General features: G+C 38.4%; 26 protein-coding genes. 18 read left to right on the plus strand and 8 right to left on the minus strand.

Annotated features, from left to right (window positions below; translation table 11 throughout):
- Positions 1 to 507: 507 nt before the first annotated feature.
- From G563_RS0115595 to G563_RS0115615, 5 genes are all read left to right on the plus strand, one after another.
- Positions 508 to 1,509: a hypothetical protein gene (locus G563_RS0115595; protein ID WP_028666139.1), complete on the plus strand. Its 1,002-nt coding sequence runs from the start codon at positions 508 to 510 to the stop codon at positions 1,507 to 1,509.
- Positions 1,510 to 1,736: 227 nt separating this feature from the next.
- Positions 1,737 to 2,219, plus strand: a complete 483-nt coding sequence (locus tag G563_RS0115600; RefSeq protein ID WP_028666140.1) for a hypothetical protein — start codon at positions 1,737 to 1,739, stop codon at positions 2,217 to 2,219.
- The gene (locus G563_RS0115605) at positions 2,203 to 2,439 is read left to right on the plus strand and encodes a hypothetical protein (RefSeq protein ID WP_157585368.1); all 237 of its coding nucleotides are present in this window, start codon (positions 2,203 to 2,205) and stop codon (positions 2,437 to 2,439) included. Before G563_RS0115600 ends, G563_RS0115605 begins: the two co-directional genes overlap by 17 nt.
- A gap of 406 nt (positions 2,440 to 2,845) precedes the next feature.
- Positions 2,846 to 3,643, plus strand: a complete 798-nt coding sequence (locus G563_RS37045; RefSeq protein ID WP_051211003.1) for a hypothetical protein — start codon at positions 2,846 to 2,848, stop codon at positions 3,641 to 3,643.
- A gap of 220 nt (positions 3,644 to 3,863) precedes the next feature.
- On the plus strand, positions 3,864 to 4,418 hold the full coding sequence (locus G563_RS0115615) for a hypothetical protein (RefSeq protein ID WP_028666142.1): 555 nt from the start codon (positions 3,864 to 3,866) through the stop codon (positions 4,416 to 4,418).
- Positions 4,419 to 4,538: 120 nt separating this feature from the next.
- On the opposite strand, the gene G563_RS0115620 is transcribed toward G563_RS0115615, so the two are convergent.
- The 3 genes from G563_RS0115620 to G563_RS34885 are packed head-to-tail and all read right to left on the minus strand — an operon-like array spanning position 4,539 to position 6,232.
- Positions 4,539 to 5,021, minus strand: coding sequence for a hypothetical protein (locus tag G563_RS0115620; RefSeq protein ID WP_028666143.1), 483 nt, complete (start codon positions 5,019 to 5,021; stop codon positions 4,539 to 4,541).
- A complete protein-coding gene (locus G563_RS0115625; protein ID WP_028666144.1) occupies positions 5,018 to 5,401 on the minus strand; it encodes a hypothetical protein in 384 nt (127 codons plus the stop codon). Before G563_RS0115625 ends, G563_RS0115620 begins: the two co-directional genes overlap by 4 nt.
- Before the next feature lie 15 nt (positions 5,402 to 5,416).
- Entirely contained in the window at positions 5,417 to 6,232 is an 816-nt protein-coding gene (locus G563_RS34885; protein WP_051211004.1) for a ParA family protein, read from the minus strand.
- Between G563_RS34885 and G563_RS0115635 the strand changes: the two genes are divergently transcribed.
- On the plus strand, positions 6,221 to 6,823 hold the full coding sequence (locus G563_RS0115635; RefSeq protein ID WP_229598516.1) for a plasmid mobilization protein: 603 nt from the start codon (positions 6,221 to 6,223) through the stop codon (positions 6,821 to 6,823). The two genes, G563_RS34885 and G563_RS0115635, sit on opposite strands and share 12 nt — an antisense overlap.
- Complete coding sequence (locus G563_RS34890) at positions 6,820 to 7,434, plus strand: relaxase/mobilization nuclease domain-containing protein (RefSeq protein WP_051211005.1); 615 nt, start codon at positions 6,820 to 6,822, stop codon at positions 7,432 to 7,434. Before G563_RS0115635 ends, G563_RS34890 begins: the two co-directional genes overlap by 4 nt.
- A gap of 4 nt (positions 7,435 to 7,438) precedes the next feature.
- Here the strand turns inward: G563_RS34890 and G563_RS0115645 are convergent, their stop codons facing one another.
- Together G563_RS0115645 and G563_RS0115650 are read right to left on the minus strand one after the other, a co-directional pair.
- On the minus strand, positions 7,439 to 8,143 hold the full coding sequence (locus tag G563_RS0115645; RefSeq protein ID WP_037327079.1) for a hypothetical protein: 705 nt from the start codon (positions 8,141 to 8,143) through the stop codon (positions 7,439 to 7,441).
- The gene (locus G563_RS0115650) at positions 8,118 to 8,651 is read right to left on the minus strand and encodes a hypothetical protein (protein ID WP_028666147.1); all 534 of its coding nucleotides are present in this window, start codon (positions 8,649 to 8,651) and stop codon (positions 8,118 to 8,120) included. The genes G563_RS0115645 and G563_RS0115650 overlap by 26 nt, the downstream gene beginning before the upstream one ends.
- Before the next feature lie 178 nt (positions 8,652 to 8,829).
- Between G563_RS0115650 and G563_RS34895 the strand changes: the two genes are divergently transcribed.
- The 11 genes from G563_RS34895 to G563_RS0115705 all read left to right on the plus strand — a co-directional run bounded on the left by G563_RS34895 (position 8,830) and on the right by G563_RS0115705 (position 18,049).
- Positions 8,830 to 9,114 (plus strand): hypothetical protein, encoded by a 285-nt coding sequence (locus G563_RS34895; RefSeq protein WP_051211006.1) that lies wholly within the window; start codon positions 8,830 to 8,832, stop codon positions 9,112 to 9,114.
- Positions 9,115 to 9,234: 120 nt separating this feature from the next.
- The gene (locus G563_RS0115660) at positions 9,235 to 9,447 is read left to right on the plus strand and encodes a helix-turn-helix transcriptional regulator (protein ID WP_028666148.1); all 213 of its coding nucleotides are present in this window, start codon (positions 9,235 to 9,237) and stop codon (positions 9,445 to 9,447) included.
- Positions 9,440 to 9,769 (plus strand): HipA N-terminal domain-containing protein, encoded by a 330-nt coding sequence (locus tag G563_RS0115665; RefSeq protein WP_028666149.1) that lies wholly within the window; start codon positions 9,440 to 9,442, stop codon positions 9,767 to 9,769. Before G563_RS0115660 ends, G563_RS0115665 begins: the two co-directional genes overlap by 8 nt.
- Entirely contained in the window at positions 9,766 to 10,707 is a 942-nt protein-coding gene (locus G563_RS0115670) for a HipA domain-containing protein (protein ID WP_028666150.1), read from the plus strand. The genes G563_RS0115665 and G563_RS0115670 overlap by 4 nt, the downstream gene beginning before the upstream one ends.
- A gap of 65 nt (positions 10,708 to 10,772) precedes the next feature.
- Positions 10,773 to 11,381 (plus strand): sacsin N-terminal ATP-binding-like domain-containing protein, encoded by a 609-nt coding sequence (locus G563_RS0115675; protein WP_028666151.1) that lies wholly within the window; start codon positions 10,773 to 10,775, stop codon positions 11,379 to 11,381.
- Positions 11,382 to 11,417: 36 nt separating this feature from the next.
- Positions 11,418 to 11,603 (plus strand): hypothetical protein, encoded by a 186-nt coding sequence (locus G563_RS0115680; protein ID WP_028666152.1) that lies wholly within the window; start codon positions 11,418 to 11,420, stop codon positions 11,601 to 11,603.
- Between the two features lie 16 nt (positions 11,604 to 11,619).
- Positions 11,620 to 12,675, plus strand: a complete 1,056-nt coding sequence (locus tag G563_RS0115685; protein ID WP_157585370.1) for a hypothetical protein — start codon at positions 11,620 to 11,622, stop codon at positions 12,673 to 12,675.
- A gap of 13 nt (positions 12,676 to 12,688) precedes the next feature.
- Complete coding sequence (locus G563_RS0115690; RefSeq protein WP_028666154.1) at positions 12,689 to 15,361, plus strand: hypothetical protein; 2,673 nt, start codon at positions 12,689 to 12,691, stop codon at positions 15,359 to 15,361.
- Positions 15,362 to 15,381: 20 nt separating this feature from the next.
- On the plus strand, positions 15,382 to 15,864 hold the full coding sequence (locus tag G563_RS0115695; RefSeq protein WP_028666155.1) for a helix-turn-helix domain-containing protein: 483 nt from the start codon (positions 15,382 to 15,384) through the stop codon (positions 15,862 to 15,864).
- Between the two features lie 26 nt (positions 15,865 to 15,890).
- Positions 15,891 to 16,397: a transposase gene (locus G563_RS39210; RefSeq protein ID WP_169579767.1), complete on the plus strand. Its 507-nt coding sequence runs from the start codon at positions 15,891 to 15,893 to the stop codon at positions 16,395 to 16,397.
- Positions 16,398 to 16,480: 83 nt separating this feature from the next.
- On the plus strand, positions 16,481 to 18,049 hold the full coding sequence (locus G563_RS0115705) for a protein NO VEIN domain-containing protein (RefSeq protein WP_028666157.1): 1,569 nt from the start codon (positions 16,481 to 16,483) through the stop codon (positions 18,047 to 18,049).
- 5 nt (positions 18,050 to 18,054) lie between these two features.
- Here the strand turns inward: G563_RS0115705 and G563_RS34905 are convergent, their stop codons facing one another.
- From G563_RS34905 to traM, 3 genes are read right to left on the minus strand one after another with little or no spacing between them, the layout of a single operon-like run.
- Entirely contained in the window at positions 18,055 to 18,618 is a 564-nt protein-coding gene (locus G563_RS34905; RefSeq protein WP_051211007.1) for a conjugal transfer protein TraO, read from the minus strand.
- Between the two features lie 21 nt (positions 18,619 to 18,639).
- The gene (gene traN, locus G563_RS0115715; RefSeq protein WP_028666158.1) at positions 18,640 to 19,575 is read right to left on the minus strand and encodes a conjugative transposon protein TraN; all 936 of its coding nucleotides are present in this window, start codon (positions 19,573 to 19,575) and stop codon (positions 18,640 to 18,642) included.
- Between the two features lie 14 nt (positions 19,576 to 19,589).
- Positions 19,590 to 21,065 (minus strand): conjugative transposon protein TraM, encoded by a 1,476-nt coding sequence (gene traM / locus G563_RS34910; protein ID WP_051211008.1) that lies wholly within the window; start codon positions 21,063 to 21,065, stop codon positions 19,590 to 19,592.
- Positions 21,066 to 21,301 lie beyond the last annotated feature (236 nt).

The following is a 21,301-nucleotide window of genomic DNA, read 5'->3' on the forward strand; positions in this document are numbered from 1 at the left end:
ACATGAATAGATATACATTTATACATGACTCAATATACATTTTTACATGAATGGATATACATTTATTATTTCATAAATAATTAAAAACCAACGAGTTATGCTTGTTTTTATGACTGCTAAAAAACTTAATAAAAAACTTTTTAAAAACATTCTTTAAAAAACTTATATAAAAAAGAGGTTTTTGATTTTTGTTCTTTTATTTTTTGAATCAATGGGGAAAAGAAAATTTATTGAAGAACACGATAAAAACTAATATTTTAGTTTTTATCTTTAACCAGCTTAAAATGTAAAAACACTTTTTATTTAAAAAATAAACAAAACTATTTATTGCTCGACATGAATGAACATACATTCCTAAAAGAGAATCAAATTGAACCGTCGATACGGGGCAATTTTGAATGATAATCAGAGGGATAAATAAGTGATTTTCAATAGTTTAAGTACTTTTTACAATCATAATTTGTCTGTATTTTTGAATCGTAAACAAACACTTAAACGCTTATCACAATGAAAACAGCATCAAAAAATGCCAGTAAAAACCTATTGTCTCATGCTACGACTTGGGACAAAATCTGCTTTCCAGTTGAAACCGTAGCCTTAGAAGGACTTTTGCCCGAAAACTATCATGTTGTAGCGACTGACCGCCAACGAGCAATTGTAGGCCAAAAGACAGACGGTAGCAGCCAAGTTTACGCTATCCAAAGCAAGAGTTACTCTTTAATTCCCAATTCTCTGATTAAATCTGTTGCCGACGAATGTTTAGGTATTGACTATGAACTTAGCGTTCGGTACAGCTTACAAGGTGAGTTTTCGATTGGGATTGTACTGCCCGATTCGCTGGTAATTGGTAAAACAGGGAATGATACCATCCGCAAACAATTGACCTTTACAAACTCCTATAATGGGAAAACACCTTTTACCATTCAGGGACATGAGATGAGAGGTATAAAAAGCGCCACTATGAGGGTTTCCTATTACCGACAAATATGCTCAAACGGAATGATGGGTTGGGCTGACGAGTTTATTTCATTAGATGAATACCTTAATTGGCTAACAAACGGGATGCCAGCTAATGTCAAAGTGAAAGGTTTGGAAGAACGGTTTGAGCAGAAAGATGAAGAACAATTCCTTCGGATTTTTTCACATAAGGGCATTAGTATAGATAAGTTTCAACAATTTTTAGTGGGCTTAGTCAACAACTTTTCTCAAATCAAGAAAGAAAGCAGTACTTCACAAGTGTATAACCTAATGACGGATTTACAAGTAACTGACTTGGAAGAAGCAACCGAAATTATTCGGAAAGTTGGAATTCCGAAGAAACTAATTTCGGCAGCCTTAGAACGAATGGAATTAGAGCAAGGAATGTTGGAAAGTTCTGCCAACGTTTGGTTACTCTACAATGCGGTCAATCACTCACTTTTTAATCAAGTTACCTCCATGAGCGTTCAAGACCGATTCTACGCTGATGAAAGGGTTTTTCATGGTTTGCTAACAGCGTATCTTAACTAATAGGATATTTTAATATTTATCTATTTTGATATAAAAATAATAGAGTTTTTTGTTCCCCAACACTTCAAAACGGTAGCTTGTAAAATCGAGCTACTAAAATCGGGAATCAGGGGGTAATTGAAAATGTAAAACAATAGGTGATTAAAAGTTTATACTAACTTTTTGATAATGAGGTAGATATTTTAGTATTTAACTATCTTTATAACAAGATATTAAATCACAATCCAATGAGAAAAACAAAACGTGTACCTACCCTTTTGAAAAGGGAATTCCAATTAGAACTGATTCACTTCGGTAAAAGTAAACTGGATGAATTTGCCACATCTATTGCTGAAAAGGTTGAAAGCGGTGAGATTAACCCTGTGCTTGCAGAGTCTTGGCTCTACCGAATTGAGTACATTGCTAAGCAAGCTCGGGAAAAAATTGCCCAAACTTTACATGACGAGTTAGATCGTTATCCCGAAAAAATCCCCGCTGCGTATGGATTGGCTTTTACTCGAAAAGCGACTTCGACACGCTACGATTATTCGGCAACACCTGATTATAAACGCTTGAAGGATGAGCTGGTGTTGATTGAGCAATTTGCCCAGAAAGCCGAAAAATCTAAAACACCTGTCCAGCTTTATGACGAAGATGGAACATTCAGATTCACCATTCATCCCGCCAGTAAATTTCAAAAATTTGGGTACAGCCGTGAAATCGTTGATTAAAACATCTTGCCCAAGCTCACAAACAGCCCGATACGGTCGGGCTGTTATTTGCCATACCATCGATATTGCTCTCAGAAAAGGGCTTGTTGGGAAGGTTATCCCGAATCAAAAACAAATACTGATCGATAACCAGAGTGCCACACCCGATTTTGAATTCGTACCAGACATTAATCCTGATTTATCCTTTTTGGTTTTTGAATCTGAAATTGAGTTTTTATAATATCCTATTTAGATATTTTTCTATTTTGATATTAAAATACTGGGCTACTCTTCAGTAACGTATAAAGGTATAAGTTCGCCAACTTTATACCCTGGTCAGTCAAGGAATCGAGGGGAAGCCTTCAAAATAAGTTCAGCTTTGCTTTGAACACATTTTGAAGGCAAATCGCACCAAAGACATTCAAGCCAGACACGCACATAGCCTCTACTCAACTCAGTTGTCTGGCTCGAAAGTCTTTGACCTAAGCGCAATCATGGGGAAAGCTATAATCACATAATCAAATGGCACTTAGAAGTTGCATAACTAATTGAATATCAATAGTAAAGTGTTTTTGGTATGCCTTAAAAATTGTACTTTTGGTAAGTAATCAATGACAAATCATTTATTCACTTTAATCATTTTAACCATGTCGGCAACTGCAATTTCTCTCGAAACAACCACAGTTTCAGCGGCTTTAACTGTAAACGGTACTCAAAAACCCCTTCAAGAGTTATTCCCTAACTTATTTGAAACGTTGGTAGATGAAGATACAGGCGAAGAAACCCTCGAACCGAAAATCATTTACATTGAAGGAAGACCCAAGATATACCGCTTTGACGGAAAAACGGGACGTTTTAATCTCGACGGGAAAGAAGATTTAGGGACTGAATTTTCTTTTCAACCTTTTGCATGGCGTCTTTTCAATGGCGGTTTATTTGACCGCAAAGAAAGTACACAGTGGGTTGAGTTTTTCTTTTTGGATGCTGATTTGTGTGTAAGCACAATCATGTTTAACAACACGAGCGCCATTAACTTCAAAGAAGCTCGTGAAAAAATAGTCTATCAACGTAAAAAATTTGAAGACTTGAAATTTGTTCTGAAAGCCGAAAAGAAGGATTATGAGATAACCCTACCCGATGGAAAAACGCAAAAGGGTAAATACTTTGCGGCTACTTTTCAATTTGAAGAAGGCAATTTAGCATTTCGGAAGTTGGGGCGAGACGTGGCACGAGCTTACAACGTGTATGGGGCTGTTACCCTGCAAAATACCGTTACTACTTTCGTATCTGATTGGTTTCCAAAACACCTTATCTATGGCTCACCTTTTATTGAACCGCCCAAAGAGGAAGCTGCAAGCGAACCTGTATCAGTAGTTGAGCCAATACCTGTCGATGAGGTACAAACCGTTTCAAAGCCCAGTTCTACGAAATCGTCAAGAAAGTAAACCAATACGAAGGCAAGGCTTCACTGCGTTGCTCTTCGTTGGTTGGGAATCAAGGGGTAGAATCTAATGTAAAACGGATGGTAGTAATAAGTTTTATGTAAGAGCCTGATTATCAAAGTAAATATAAAAATATCTAAATATATAAGTATCTTTATAGTAAGTTAATTACTCAAAATAGGGCAGTGATTAGCTCTTAGTTTCATCTTTAATCCATCTTCAAATGAAAAGTTTACTACTCAAAATTTCACTTATTTCTCTGACTTTTTCTTCTCCGATTCTGGCTCAAACGGATTCAACTAAGCGCTTTACTATATCAAATGTAGAAGCCACTGTGGGCTTGGGATTTCATCCTACTGGTAATATGTACGGCTTTCGATTAGGATTGAAAGACAACTTAAACCCTAACCGAGATATACGGGTGTGGTTCAACTCGACCAAATTGATTGGCAACAATACGACCCGTCAAATATTTGCTGGCATAGGAATGAGGAAAAAAGCCTTTGAATTGGAAAATGGCATATCTGGCTTTTGGGGATTGTCCGTTTTTGGTGGACATGAGAAAAAATTGAGCGAGTACCAGGTATTAGGTTTTGTGGTCGAAGGAAAGAAATCCCGTTTTGTTGCAGGATTAGAGGGAAAAGTAGAAGCTGAAAAAGGACTGATTTTTATGGGTTTTTGTTACCGAGTTAATCCCCTATCACTGTCGGAGAAAAGTTATGCGCTTGTTTCGTTGGGGTATCGTTTCGATGCTCGGTTATTTCGATTGAAAAAATAAGCCAAATTGAAGCTCTGAGCGATTTGGTTGAGCCTCTGGAAACGAGGCTCTTTGCAGTGGGAATCAGGGGGTAAACGCTAATAACCGAATAATAAAATAGAAAAATATCTAAATAGAAAACTACTCAACTGTTTTATCATCTTCTTCCATAGCCTCCAATAATTGCTCAAATTCAAATAACTCAGCTTTTCGTTCTTTACGCTTGGCTATAATTTCTTCCAAGTTTTGTTGAGCTTGACTTACCGAGGCTTGAATCTCCTCATTAGAAAATAGCGCAAAAGGCTGATCAGAATCATCACTTGCAAACTCAGAAGGCTCTTCAATAGGCAAAGGTGCTGTTTTTAATTTATTACCTATTAAGCTATTTTGATAGGTAACTATTTTAATATCTAAATCATCTAACCGTGAGCTAATGATTATATCGTCCGTGTTTTTGAAGGAGCCATCCTGTTTGGGCTGAAAAAAGGTGAAGGTCTCTGGAACAGGTCTTTTTTTCTTAGTCCGTTTTGAAACTTTGAAAAAAAATAAGAGTAGAGCCGCCCAGATTACAATCATTGATATGGCGCTGACTAAGTATAAACTCAACGAGATTTGTAACATCATTGGGTTTTAGCTTGAAAATAACCTGCCATTTCTGCCAAAAAATCATCAGATCCACTTTTTTCAACAGCCTTAGCATGAAGAAATTCTACATATTTTTGCATCGAAATCTCTACACCGTGCCGCAAAGCCAACGAGTATTTGAGTTGTAGCCACTCCGAACGGAATTGGTCATCTAATTTTAATCCGATGTGAAATACCTTTTGGGGTTTTACCTTTACAGTAAGCTGAGGTTTGGGTTTTATACTTGTTTGGTAAGTAGATACTCGCCGATTGAGAGTTTCCTCGTCAAAGTCCATTTCTGAAATGAAAGAAGGGTTTTGGCTTTCTGCTATCTTCTGTTTAGGTAATGTTGTTTTGAGTATTTCGGGTAGTTGTGGCATGAATATTTAAGTATTTTAATAATTAGATAGCTTAATAACTTCTTCGGTAAACCGTGCAATGCAATTGAGATATTGCCCACCTTTGAATAGGATAGGAGACGAAATGGTCGTCCACATCTTGGCACGGTCAAAGCCAGAGTCGGCATCATTTAGGCGAGTTTCGAGGAAATCAAAAGAAAGTCCCTTGGCAGCAAATTTGGTTTTCAATTGTGATTCGATGAGTTCCGCTTTTTTCTGGAATGTGAACTTGTATTTATTCCAAAAGCAATAAAATTGGGTTGAGTTCGAAAGATGTCCTTGCTTCACATGGTCGGCCAGGGTTAGACAATATTCAAGCGAAGCCATCACATCAATGTTTTGCGTGGTAAAAGGGACAAGTACCAAATCAGCAAAGCGGAGTGTACGAATAATACTTTCATCAAACCGCCCCCCTAAATCAAAGAAAACATAGTCGTAAGAATCACTGATTTTTTCAATGTCCAATTCGTCTAATTCTGACTGCTCAACGGTGTAGATTGGATAAAAATCAGTGATGCTATGTTGTTGATTATAGCGGTACCGTTCATAAATAGCTTGGTCAGCTACCGAAAGCTGCGAAGCAAAAAGCGCTTTTTTGACTTCATCAAAATCTTGACATTTTTGACTGATATGCTGGTAAATGGTTTGTTCCCGATGGCGTAAGCTGTCAATTGAAAACTGCGGAGCATCAGCATCAATGACCAAGACTCGTTTACTCAATTCGTAAGTTAAGTAAGACGCTAAAATGGTTGTAATGGTAGATTTTCCAGTTCCACCTTTGGAAGTGTGTACACATATTATTTGAGCCGACATAAATTATTAAATTATATTAAAGTTGCTAAAATAAATAAAATAGTTTATTTAATATTATTTTTGAATTGGAATGCCCCGAAAATAAGTTCGATGAAGAGGAAAGAATTTAGGAATGAAGGGGAAACTTTAAAGGTTAAAAATCAGAATAAGCAAGTTATGTTTTTGGCAGACAAAAAAGGAGGCGAGAGAATAGAGGAAGGGGCAAAATATAAACTCAAAAAATTGAAAATACCATCTAATGGTCGCCCTAAAAAAGACGAAAAGAAATTAAGGAACAAGCGGCTTACTGTACGGTTTACAGAGGCTGAATGGGACTTGTTGAGTAAAAAAAGTAAAGAAAGTAACCTTAGTAGGGCGGACTTTTTGAGGCAGTGTAGTAGTCAAAGTAAGCCTTACTTACCTACGCAAAAATCGTTACCAACGGATGTACTTGCTTTACTCAAAAACCTTGAAAAGTTATCAGGAACGATGTTGCAATTGAGTCACAAAGTCAGCCATGACAAGGCCATTTCGATCGAGATAAAACAGACGGCTTTGCAGGTATCTAATATCGTTCAGCGTACTTATGACTATTTGGAAGAAACCTTATGATTGGCAAAGTAGCTTCTATCGGAACAAGCTTCTTGGGAACTTTGGAATACTGTTATTACGCTACCCGCCCTAACCGAAGCCTTGACCGCTCACAAATAAGGGGTGAATTGGTTTATTTTCAGCACATACCTGTTTCAACGGTTACTGATTCAAAGCAGACAAAAGGGGGCAAGGAAACTCCCCTGAATCTGGAAAAAATGTCAGAGCGGATGCAGCGCATAGCTAATTTGAACCGTCGAGTTGAGAAACCCGTTTGGCACCAGGCTTTTTCGTTTCCAGTAGGTGAAAAAGTTGATACTGAAACAATGGCCGAGATTTGCCAGTTGTTTGCGCAGCGTTTTGGCATGGAAAACAACCAACTTGTTGCTTTTCGTCATGCTGATAAAGACCATGATCATTTTCACATCATTGCCAACAGAATCAATTTAGACGGGAAAAATACGGCAAAAACTCGCTTCAATTTTTTAGAAATGGGTCGTTTTTGTCGGGAAGTAGAGCAATTGTATAAGCTTACAACAACCACCCAAATGAAGCGAGTGATTTGGAAGGAGCAGCAAAAGACAGAGGATGCGCCAGAGGTGAAAGCAAGAAGACAGCTTCGAGTAGGTTAAGGTTTTACTCGAAGCTGTTCACGAAAGATTCCAGTAATTCTAAAATTTTCATACTGCGATGAGCAGCAAACCGAGGTTCAATATGTGCATAGATACCTTCTTTAATGTCTGGATGTTTTAGAAGATTGGTGAACTCAACTTTCAAATATTGACCCAAATCGTCAGAGATACTGGATAAATCATTACTTAAAGTGGGGCAATTGTCAAGCACAAAGACAATATCCTCAAAATCAGTACTGGTACGAAAGTCACTTCCACCTCGCATCCTGTGTGCTTCTAATTTTGTAGCAATAAAGTAAGCCGAATTAAAAATTTTCACAAAGAAGCCTTCAAAAAGCTCATGTTCGATGGCATTTTTGAAACCATCGGCATACCATCGGTTACTAAAACCAAGGACCTCAGTGGTGGTTGGCATCACATCAACAATAATTCCTTGGACTTTGTACCGACAGATTACACCTGATTCTATATCATTTTGGAAGCCGATTGAACGAAGCCGTTCATCCAAATTTCCATAATTTTTGTAAGAAGCGAGTTCAATAACCACGTCAACGTCATTTGTTGGCCTGATTTCTACTGATTTTTGAACGTCGGCATAGAGCGCAACAGTAGCTCCACCAACAAAGACCACATTTTCATTGAGTTCTTGTAAAGCCGTGGCCACAGCTTTAATTCGCAATAAATTAATATGCTGGTTGTACTGAGGCATCGAAAAGGGTTTTAAGTGCTTGATTTGCTAATTTGATTTCACGAGGTCTTCCAATTCTTAATATGTCAATAGAAGCTAATATTTCATACAAAATAGGGTCATTTTTAACCGCATTTGCTACTGAAACATATAAAGGTTCAATTACTTGTCCTCGGATACTTCCTTCAGGGTTAGGCCAAACAAACGCTTCATTTGAGATAAATTGGGCTTGGAAAAATGGGGCAGAGTGTGCCGTCGGCGTACCTATTGATAAGGGGCCAGGTATGGCAGGAAACACATATTTGACGCCATGTTGCAAAAAATCCAATAAGTTATTTCTAAATACTTTACGTTTTTCATTGTCTATTAAACCCGCAATCATGGAGCGATTGAGTGATTCGCTGATTTCGGATAAACTAATACCCAAATCATTCGACAAATTACGGGTTTTCCACTCGTCATGCCCGTAAGCGATAATTTTTGATAGAACCACTATATCAAGTGGTCGCATTCCATTGTGCTTTTTCATGTTCGTTGTTCGCAAATTGCGATATGCGAACAAAAATAGGTATTATTATCGTAACTCAATCATCTTCAAATAAAAAATGTTAATCCATTGGATAAAAAAATTAGGCATTAAACCCTCATTTTTGGTGAAATAGTTTACTATCTGTATATTTAGATATTAAAATAGCTAACTATTTCCAATGGAAACAACAACTTTACCCATTGAACAATCATCTAAACGACGAGCCGAAGCATTGGGGTTTCGATTGGTTCGAGTACAACAGCAATCGGCAGATGTGTATCAGATTTTTGATACAACAGGGTATTTGTGGCAAATCAGGCTTTGTGATGAATGGGACGAACTACCAAGTTGGCAGCGTAGGAGCGAGGCCGAAAAAGATGCCATGTTCACCTTGGCGATGGATGAATACTACGGCTCACCTTGGTGGGAAGAAGGTGGAAACTTAGGAATAATACCTTGTTAAAAATAGAATTGAAAATAGTCTGTACCCATTCGGGTATAAAAAGAAAATATTTTACTATATTCGTACCTGAACAGGTATAAAACACCTAAGTATTGGTAAAATAACCCCGAACAGGTATAAATGAAAAGACTTATTGCTCAATATGTAAAGGATAAACGCAAGTCGTTAAAATTGACCCAAGTGGATTTGGCCGAAAAATCGGGAGTAGGACTTCGCTTTGTTAGAGAGCTTGAACAAGGTAAAGAAACCTTACGACTCGACAAGGTAAATCAGGTCTTGGATTTGTTTGGATGTGAATTAGGCCCCGTTAAGAAGGAGGTTGACCATGAATAGGAGCGGAGAGGTTTATTACCAAGACCAATTAGCGGGCATCATTAGCGAAGAAGAAGATGGGTATGTATTCATGTATGAAGTGGGTTATTTGAAAAACAATTATCCACCCGTTAGCCTAACGTTACCGCTGAGGGAAGCACCCTATAAAAGCAAGGTGCTGTTTCCATTTTTTGACGGATTGATTCCAGAGGGTTGGTTATTAGATATTGCCATTCAAAATTGGAAGCTCAACCCACGAGACCGAATGGGCCTATTACTCACGGTTTGTCAAGATTGCCTTGGGGCAGTAAGTGTAAAGAACATTGAAAATAGTGAGCCATGAACCAACGCTGCCTTTATTGTTACGAGCCTTTGAGTGAGCAAGAGCAAGGCTTCCATACCAAGTGCTGTAAGAAGTTTTTTGGAACAACGATACCGCCAACCCTCAATTTGGGTACTGATGATTTGCGAGAAATGGCTCGACGGCTTATCATTCGTAGTGTAGCCGTAACGGGTGTGCAGCCCAAACTTTCGTTAGATTTAGAAAAAGTAAATGCCCAAACAAGCCGCCTTACAGTGGTAGGATTGTGGGGCAGTTACATTCTCAAACCACCAACCGACCTCTTTGAATTACTACCCGAAAATGAAGACTTGACAATGAAGTTGGCGGCTTTGTGTGGGCTCAAAACGGCAGAACATACACTGATTCGGTTGCAATCGGGTAAATTGGCATACCTAACCAAACGATTTGACCGACAAAAAAATGGAAAAATCCACGTAGAGGATTTATGTCAATTGACGGAGAATCTAACCGAACACAAATACCGAGGCTCTATTGAAAGAGTGGGTAAAACGATTCGTACCTATACAACCAACAAAGGGTTGGAAGCGTTGGCACTGTTTGAGTTGGTGGTTTTTTGTTTTATCACGAGTAATGCTGACATGCACCTAAAAAACTTCTCGCTGATTCGGTTTGACAACGGAGAAGTAGCTCTATCTCCTGCCTATGATTTGGTTTCTACTAAATTGGCTATGCCTGAAGACCTAGAAGAGTCAGCTTTAACAATAAACGGCAAGAAAAACCGACTCAAACGAGGTGATTTTGACGAATTAGCCACAAAGCTGGGTATTCCTGCCAAATCTTCCGAACGGGTTTATGCTAAGTTTGTCAAGAAACAAACGGCCATGTTAGGGCTGATTGAACAGAGTTTTCTGTCGGATGAGATGAAGGCAGAATATGCTAAGTTATTGATTAAGAGGATAGAAATGTTAAATGTTTGAGTATTTAAATACCTACATATGACAAAATGTGATAGATTTACTTTTTCAAGACTCCGTAAAAAGCAATGAACACCAAAAGCATAAAAGGATTTAGATTTAATTTTAAGACGAAAATTAAAATAGCAGATAGTGATACCCTTTATGACGAATCTTTTGTGGGTACTTATCATCGTGATTCACAGGGGAAAATCCTAAAAAAAGGCTTCTTTGAGCTGTATCATGGATATAAGCCAGAAGGAGAGGATAGGTTTATTAGAGGTTTTTTAGAAATGGCAGAAGATGATCAAGCCATTTACGAATTTATCCAAAATGCAGTTGATTGTGATTCGACAAATTTTTCAATTTTCTATAATGACGATTACTTTCTTGCAATCAATAATGGCAAACCATTTGAGCAAGATGAAATTTTGTCCATTCTGAATATTGGGCAAAGTAGTGGAAAACGAAGTAGTGATAAAATTGGACGTTTTGGTATTGGTTTTAAACTGGTTCATCGATTAGTGGGTAAGAATGAGGGCTTAAATGAGCTTTTTAATCAATATAAAGGGCCAATTTTATTTAGCTGGTCCCAAAAAGACCACTTTGAAGCATTACTGAAAGGTGAGCAAATAACTCCAATAAGATATAATATAAAGGGGGCGCAAACCAAATTGTCGCCTGTTTGTATTTGCTAACTTTGGTATTATTTTTACCATAAACCGAATAAATCAATGACAGAATCAGAATTCATCGAGATGGCTCGAGCCAAATATGCAGCCATAAACCGTCTCAACAGCAGCCCGAGCCTTTTGGAGTATGAGCAGGGTTTTGTAGAACTCTGGACGGAGTTAGGCCGAGCCGTAGCGGAGAAGAATCTGGGGGTTACGAGTAAAGATCGACGAAAAAAAAAAGATTAAAAGCACGCTTGGCCCCTTGGAATTAGCCAAAACGCATCGTTATGTTTCTCAGATGCAGCACAATTTTGGGGTGAGTCCCCTGTTGCAAAGTCATATGCTAGAATTTGGCAGTGAACTTCCCTTTGAACGAAGTGCTCAACTACTCAATACGGTTCTTCCAAGTGCTCAGGTTTGTGCTTCTCAAAGCCAACGTTTGACGGAGTACTTTGGCAAGTTGGAGCAAGTCGAAGAGGTGTTAACAAGTCCAGGCTTCGATTTTGATTTGTCACATCAGGCCAAAGCCAATGCGGCACCCGTAGCCCCAATCCTGTATGTAGAGACTGACGGGGGTCATATTCGGACCGATGAAGGCTTCCGCGAAACCAAGGTCGGAAGGCTGTTTGGGGCTCATCATTTGGTTAAAATATCCTCTGATAATGAGGGTGTTGAGCTTCGCATGGCTTTGACAAAATCAGATTATATCGCTCAATTGGGCAGTAGCACCGACTTTACCCAGCGCTTCGACAAACTAATCGCCGCACACCTAAAACAAACCCTCAATCTGCAATTGGTAGCCATTAGTGACGGGGCCGAATGGATTGCCCGCTGGCTGGCTACCAAACATACGGATGCGGTTATGATTCTTGATTTTTACCATGCCACCAAGCATCTGGCCGATTTTGCCAAAGCTGCTTTCAGCGATGATAAGGCCTGTTCGAGCTGGATTGAAACTTGGTCAAAACAGCTCTTGGAAGGCCAGCTCGACAGGGTCATTGAAGCCATAGTTGATAAAAAAAACACCTGCAAAAGTCAGCATGTCAAGCAGCAGGCAGACAGCCTCATAAAGTACTATGAACATAATCGATACCGAATGAAATACCATGAATATCTGGCCGCTGGATACTGTATTGGCAGTGGGGCTATTGAATCGGCCATTAGTACTCTGGTGCAGCAAAGATGCAAACTCGTGGGACAACGCTGGACAAAAGGATTAAACGCAGTGCTAAATATGCGCGCCGTTTTTAAAAGTCACAAAAGAGAGTCCTTAAGAAATGTCATCGCCCTAAAAATGGGCCTCGCTCGCGCCGCTTAAACGACAATTTGGTTTGCGCCCTATAAAGGAGCCAAAGACGTGGTGGAATTCTCCTTGGCTGCTTAAAATACTGCTAACTAATTTTCCAGTAGAAATAAATGAAAAAGTAAAAAACCTGAGATACGAGGAGTTTATACCGTTCAAAAAGAATGAAATTGTAAAGCTAAAAGAGTTTCTAAATGAATGTATCAATAAACATAGAGGCAAATTGGATCTTTCGGAATTCAACCAAGGGTCGCTTTTCTTTCTTGAACTGGGAGAAGGAAAAAGGTCTTTTTTTGATGAGAGCAGTCAAAATCTAAAAAGCGGTATCAAGTTTTCGATTAATATGCTCGGTAAGTTGAAAAAGATGTTTATCAACGAAGATGCTATTACACAACAAGAATTAAACTTAGAGCACTTTGAAATAGAAAAAGAGTCAGAGGTATTTCAGCGTATTGAACCAGACTACCCAGACTTCAATATCAAAATATCCGTAGGATTCCCTAAAATAACCGAAAGCTATTTATTAAAGGAAGCCCCAAATTTCTACAAATATTTTCCACTTGGCTCAGAGGTTCACGGTTTTAGGTTTATTGTTCACTCTGATGCTTTCAATATAGAATCTAATCGTCGAGAGCTTCATAATAGTTACAAGAACCGAATTTTACTACCCGAAGTAGCGAATTGCCTTATTAAAAAGCTTGATTCATATCAATCAGGGGAAAATAGGAAATATTTTCTAAATATTTATGCTAATCTCCTACTATCGGACAAGCCCAAAGGGCAAGATAAAAAGTGGTTAAATGAATATTTTTGGGATTTTTTGGAGAACTACATACGAACCAACATACCCACCTTCGGTAATGGTTTTTCAGTAGAGCCTCGAAATGTCAAGATTATAAAGACAAAAATCAAATTTCACTTAGGCCTTTTAGGCTTCAACAATATTCAATGGTTCTGGTATGATTCGCAAGAGCCGCTCCCATTTTTAGTAAATGTTGTAGATGAAATAGTTTCAAAAGCGAGTGATAAACTGGGCTTAGAATCATGGGATGTGACCCATATCATCGAAAAAGCAGAAATTGATGAGCTTAACACTTGGATAGAGAAGACGACTGATGAAAATTATCAACTGTTTTTAAAAGAGTTAGGTGCTAAGTCTTATCTGCGGGAACAAACCATAACAAAGCTTCAAAAATTAAAATTTTTACATTTTTCAGGCAACAAATTTTATTCTGTTGAAGATGTTGCAGTCTCTGACAATTTATTGGTATGTGTTGATAAAGTGCAGAGCATTAAGCTAATTTTGGTTCATTTAGGGTTTTCTGTATCTTCTCTTAATATCAGTTCCTATAAAGAACTACATACAAAACTTAAAGATAGCCTTGAATCTGAAGTTCGAATTTATAAGAAAATAGCGGCGTTCTCAGCTCAAAATGCAAACCTGTTACAACCTAAACAAAAGCAGCGACTTTTTGAAAACCTCATAAATGAAGCCACAAAGTTTGATGGTGTTGGGAAAGAAACCTTGAAAGAGTTGATTCTTTTTACAAACAATTTAGGGGAGACATTGCCAATAGAGAAGCTACTTTCACCTAAGTTAGTATTGACATCATGGTTAGTACCATATCAGATTGATGGTACAGAATACTTTTCTGCACTTGAAAGTTACTTTATGCCAAAAAGCTCTATTTATCAAGAGATTATCTATCCAGAGGGAAACTTTAAGGCAATTATTGGGCATATTGAACCAGAACAAGTAGAACTGTTTTACAAGCAAATTATTGAGTATTATAGCCTGACTGATAACGCAAAAGGTTTCAACGGTCACCCATTTATCTTTACGGATACTGAATTCGTCGGTATAGATGAAATATTTTATAGCCCAAAACTCAAAGACGTTAAGAATTACTCAGATTTTCAAGCGGTTATACAGAAAATTGCCCAAAAGAAACTTCCTAAGAAAACGCTTTTGTCACACTTCAGGGATGACAAAACACCTTTTCATATCAATGTTGGAGAGAATATTACCGACTTACCATTAGAAGGATGTTATACACAAGTGGAAGTTCTGGAGATTTTAAATTTCTGTGTACTCAACAAAGAATCATTTTTAAAAGAGTATTGGATTGAACAGGAGAATGATTCATACAAAATACACAAGGAGACAAAGGTACAGTTCTACACTTCAAATCAGGATTTGGCTGTCATTCTGTCAGAAATAGATGATTTTAGGCAGCTTCCGAAAGGTTTATACATCCCAGAATTAAATACCATCGGACTCCAAACGGAAACAGAAGCCCTTCTGAAACAAGCTGTTATGTCTGGTTTTTCTGATGTCCGCTTGATGCGACTATTGAAAAAAAGTGATTCCGCAGACTTAAAAAAGTACGCTATATCACAAATAAAACGACTTGATATTCAGCCAGGTACAGAATATGGAGAAACTGCTTTTGAGCATTTAGCGATTGAAGTATTTATTGACCAATACAAGGAGGATAAGGAACAAATAGAATTTTTTCGAGATAAAATCTTCATTAACGAAATAAATGTCAAGGAATTTTCTTTTAGTGATGAAGTAATATTTAGAGTTGGTGAGGGTGATGATGCTAAAAAGTATGAATTTGCTCTTTCGGCTATATTGCCTGATTATGAGGGAAGTAGTGATCTAGTATCAAGTATTATTGATACTAAATCAGAATAGGGAAGTCGTATATTTGGATTATGGATTATAAAATTTTAATTAGAGATGAGATTCAAGAGTTACAATCACTTGAAAAACAACAGTCCAAGGGTCAGTTTCGGGACTATGTACGCTTTCTTCGGTTGTTGAAATCCGGGGAGTGTAGCTCACAGGCCAAAGCCGCTCAGCAGGTTAATCTTGGTGTGCGACAAGCGCAGCGCGTTTGGAAAACCTATCGTCAACATGGACTTGAAGGTCTTTTACAATCCAAAAACAAGGGTTATTTTGGTAAAATTTCCTTTGTTGAAGTTAGCCATTTGCGCCGTTACTTATTGGATGATCAGGCCTATACATTAGCTGATATCCAGGCGTATTTGTCGGGTAGTTTAGGCCTTGAGTACACTATTGGAGGCGTTTTTGACCTCTGTAAACGCTTAGGCATAAAACTGAAAACAGGCAGGCCCGTCCCTTGCAAACAGAATAGGGATGATCTGGAATTCTTTAAAAAAAATTTGCCGAGTTAAGAAAAGATTTTCCCGATCAGGCCATTTTGTGTCACGACGAATTACGGGCTGGGACACGTACAGATTCAGGCTGCAAGTGGGCTCCTACGGGATACCGTCCGTATACCCCGGTTCAAATAGGGTATAAGTCTCTATACTTATATCTAAGTTTATGCCCTTTTACTGGTCAGGGATACGCTGCTTTTTTGCCAAAACTAAATGCTAAGTGGTTTCAATGGTTTGTACACCAAGTTGATTCCTGTTTAGATACCAAATCACTCTTTATAATGGATGGCGCTAAGGCGCATAAAGCTCATTTACAGAAAGTTCCCAATTTGGTTTTTCAAAAGCTGCCTCCTTACTGCCCCGAGTTAAACCCGGCAGAAAGGCTATTTAAAGAGATAAGACGTCGATTGAAAAACAGGGTTTTCAGTTGTTTGCAACAAGCTCAAAGCCGTATTCAGGATATTTTGGAAACGTTATTTGAGGACACAGATACAATTATTTCCTTGTGTTGTTTCCCTTATATAAAAAATACGTCATATCAAATCTGAATTAGTATGAGCAGTTTAAAGATAAAGACTTACGAAAACATCTTCGGTTAATTTTTAAAACCGAAAGAAAACAACTTGCGCGTGTGTATGATGAATTGAGAAGAGGTTATCCTAAAATTATCAATCCTATGCAAGGTGCATTTCTAATGATTCAGGCAAACCTTCGGAATGATTCAGCAATCCTAAATGGTTTTGATTTTTCAGCAGTTCAGGCTTCTGAAATACTGAATGAACTGTTTGAGAAAGGGTTCGGAAATGTATTAAAACAAAGCGTTTTACCTGATTTTAAAGTTAGAGAATGGATTCATCCCGATGACTATGCCTATGGCTCAGAAATAATCCCAAAGTGGGTTACAGATTGGTTTGAAAATGATAAAACTATCGAAAAATTAGCCTATTTAAGTAGCACAGGTTTACGTTCTGAAAACTCAGACGTTGTTAAACTTCGGAAAGCATTGATATTAGAGTCTGATATTGACACGGAAATTTTATTGGCAAACTTAAAAACTGACACAGTTACACTTTCAAATACTTTGTTTTGGTTTTTTGGTAAGAATTCGACAGTTCCAATGGATACTAAGCAAGTAGGCATTTTGAAAAATCTATACTCTAAACTGCCCTATCATGCTCAATTACCAATTCCGATTATAAAAAACGTCCGAAAGTCGGAGATAGAGCTAATTCTCAACAACAACTACCAATTTTATGCTGGCGAGGTTGATACTGTTTTTTTTGAGAAAATTTTTGACATATTGACCCAAAAGAGCCACTTTTATTTGAGTGATATTATATCAGAAGCTTGGCTAAAAAGCCTTAACCCAACGAAAATAAGTCTTGAAGAAACCGTAAATATAGAAAAGCTAAGAATTTCGGAGAAATGGGAAATGCCTCATTTAAAGCGTTGGGAAGAAATACACAACAAATCCGTTTTTCTGTATGATGGTCAAATCCCGTACCAGACAAAATTTTTAGGTGAAATTATTGGTGAATTTGAAAGTGGAGATATTTATCCGCTTGAAAATCAGGTTTTCATAAATAAGAATTCTGATTATGAGAACATTTTTTTGGCTGAGTTAAATAGCCAAGAACGAGCGAGTTATCTTGAATTTTATTATTCAGAGAACTTAGGTTCTCAGTCAGGCATCCATTTTTCGGAAGAAAAAAAGGCAATTCAAAAGTTTATGGAGGGGCGTTCCATAGAGGAACTAAAAGAATTAATCTCTCTTGGCTTAATGGTCAAAAACTATTCAAAGCCAGAAGAAGCAGAAGATAGGAGTATTAATACTGTGTTTAGGACAGAAATAAATTCAGGTTTGAAAGCTGAAATAATTGTAAATGAGTACCTAATTGGAAGTTTTGGTAAAGAGCGGGTAAGATGGGTTAGCGAAAAAAACACTGGTGAAAAGTATGGAACTAAATACGATTTTGAAGTTTTAACACAAGACTTGCAAAATGTCATGTATTACATTGATGCAAAATCTACTACTACCAGTAATGAATCTGATGAAATTGATGTTATACTCCGAAATTCTGAGTGGAAATTTATGATTGCATCTGAAAAGGATAAGTATTTGATAGCCAAAGTTTTCAATGCTAATAACCCAACTTTTGATGACATTGTTTTCTTAAAAATGGGAATTGAGGACCTTTGAGGGGCTCACCTTCCATGCCACCTCACCCCCACAAACACCGTTGAATGAAAAGCCTGCACCGACGATGTAGGGTTCCACCGTTGGCGGAAACCGAAGATAACGGGGTTTATTTCTACTTCGATGCCAGCGTCCAGGCCTACCAGAAACTTGGAATGTTGTGTTGCAGTTTCGGAAATAGCTTGGTCATGGTTGACGGATTCATAACCTGCAAAGGGTTGAGCCAATCCCCGTACAAAAAAAGTACGGGTGGCATTGCGATGTAAAATAAATTCGTAGCCATATCCCAAGGTAAATTGTTCTTGTGGGATGTTGGTTGAATCAACGAGTTCAGAGGTTTTGCGTTGGTAACTGGCAGTGGCTTTCCAGGCGTTGTAATGGCGGTTGTATTTTCCTGTTGAAAGTAGTATTTGGAAGCCACTAAGCGGGCGAAAACCGCCCACTGTACCTAAATAACCTTCAAAGAAATGTTGCCCTTTTAAGTGGTTTTGGGCATTTACCGCAACTCCGAAGACTAACCAAACAGCGGCTATTTGAATAGAAAAATATTTTGATAGTTTAGTATTCTTCATTGTTAACTCAAAATCAAAGGATTAAAGATTTTTTGCTTGCAGCATGATGTCGCTTTCCACTTGGAAACGCAAATGGCGACCACCGTCTTTTTCGTATAGCTCTACTTCAATTACCTTGTCTTCAGGAAAAGTTCGCAAGGGAAGGGCATACACTGTGGTGTATTCGGTATTACTGCGGATGGTAGTCAATGTTTTGGGATAATTGGTAAAAGGTTTTACTTCTACTTCTTGGGCCGCCATGCGTTTGAGTACGTCTTTGTCTCGCAGGTAAAACTTGAAGAAATCAATTTCGTATTCAATCTCTGAGTCATTTTTGATGCTCATTTGAAAGTAAATCGTTTTGTTTTTCACATATAAGCTGGTGAGTAAACAAGTCATTTTCATTTTAGAAGCACCGATATTCCGAACGTATGAAGTCAACTTTTGAACCTTTTGACATTCGGTTAGCATCTCGTTTTCATTTTTCTCACTGGATAATGAAATAGTAGGACTGTGGTTTATCCCTTTTTGGTCAGACGTAAAATTGTCTGCCAACAGATTATTAGCGATGTTGATGTTTAGTATCTCTGGATCTTCCTGAAACCGAACCAAGAAACTGTAAAAGCTACCTTCTTCGGTGATAACCGTCATGTTGGTTTCGCAGAAATCGGCTTTTTCTTTGGCTTTTACTCGCAGGATATTCGGAACTGTTTCGGGTATTTGGGTAATTACATCGCCTGTGCCAGCGTCAAATTCTCTGATTTTGGCGGGAAAAATAATATGAGTTGTTTTTCGATTAGAAACCCCAATGGGGTAACTGCCTTTTACTGAGCCTTTGTCAATGGGTAAAATGTAAGGAGTGCTGTTTATTGATTGAGTCAATATTGGGTTAGCTACTGAAACTCCTTCTTTTTGAGCATAACCTGAAAGCGACAAGATGAGCCCGACCAAAGCAGTCGGATAGAAAAATAGTTTCATATTAAGATAGTTTATTATTCGTTGATTGTTCCAAACGAACTCCCCCGTTCGGTGGGTTTGAGTAAGATTTTGTAATTGGGTTTTACCGTTACTTTCACATTCGCAATTTTCGCTTGGGCGTATGCTCTCACGCCCGAAAAAATCGAATTCCCAGCTTGTAAGGCCATTTGTGTACCTACCTGTTGTCCTAAACTGCCTTGCTGAATAAAGAAAGAAGGTGAAGCTACTGCTGTTTGTGCTGATTGCCCCAAACTATTGGCGATGATGTTTTTCTCTCGAATTTTAGGAACATAAAGCCCTGCACGGCCATCCAAGTCATATACCGTGAGATTGGTTTGATAGAGGGTGACGCCGAGTCTAATGCTACTGATTGTAACACTAATCCTTTCTCCGTTAATCTGACAAGTTCCTGCCAGAAGTGTGTGAACAGGTAAAGTTACTCGTTCACTATTTAACAGCAATTGTACGGTTTCAGTCAATCGAATTTTTAGGGTACTTCCATTTTCTACTACCACTTTGTCACCGTCGCCATGTATTACTGCTTCAATAGCCGTGTTGTTCGTTCGGGCTGATTTGGAGTTGGTTTTTGCACTGTTAGCGCCGTAGAAACCATTAGTAGTTCTCTTTTCGGATTCTGTCAAAATTAGGGTTGTTGGTCCTTCGGCTTCATTTTTAAGCAGGCCCTTGTTCTCTGCCTCAATTTCCTTTTTGAACAACGTGCGGTACTCCGTGGGCAATTGACCTCCGTAGGCTTTTTTGAGAGTCAAATATTCTTTGCTCATCAATGGCTCGGCAGACAGGGCAGGGGAAGCTCCACCTCCGGTTTGGCCACCCACGTTCCTTTGATTGGCCATTTCGATTTGCCGTAAAACAGTTTCGGTCGCATGGCGATTAAAATCACGGTCGGCTTGGTCTTGGCGTTCCTCAGTTAATTGCTCCTTACTTTTCGGGCTGTGGTACATCGTATTCAACACCCGTTGCTGTTCTCGCAATTGACGTTGGTTTTGCTTGGCAAATTGACGTTTTTGAAACTGCTTTTGCTCAGTGGGCGAAACGTATTTTAGTTTATTGTTTCGCTGTTCAATTTCTTGCAAATCATTTTCAGTCAAGTATTCATTCGTGCCCATGCGTTGCGTTGGGTTCTGACCCGTGAGCATTTCGGTATTTTGAGCAGCGTGTTGATCAAGGGCATTTGTACCTGAACGATTAGGGCTAAGGTCGGAAGGGGTAAAGTCTTTGTCATACTTGTCGTCATCCTTCACATTTTTTAGTTTTGCTTCGGGTGGGGCTAAGTCGAGGTGAGTACTATCAGCAGAATTACTTTGACCAGTTGAGATAAATCCACCCATCACTCCAAAAATTCCTATTCCGATTAAACAAGCAATTGGGATTAGAAACATGGCTAACTGTTTTTTATTAAAACTCAATTTTTTAGCCGTTTCAGCCCCTGCCGTCATGGGCACATGGTGCGGATTTGAGTTGTTATTCATGTGCATTGGTAGTGAAAAATTTAATTAAAAACATTCCGTATTTGCCAAATGAACCATGCGAAAAGTAAAAGCAAAATGGTTAGAATCAGTACGTTTCTTAATAGAAAGCCTACTCGGTGTTGCCAGCTATTTAGATAGTTTGCTATTTCAATAGTCAGTTCCGAAAACCATTTGCCTACTTGTTCTCCCACTTGAAAGGCAGGATGCTCTTCCTCTTTTTTGGTTTTTCTGAATAT

Origin of the sequence: Runella zeae DSM 19591 (genome assembly GCF_000423565.1) — a bacterium.
GTDB lineage: Bacteria > Bacteroidota > Bacteroidia > Cytophagales > Spirosomataceae > Runella > Runella zeae.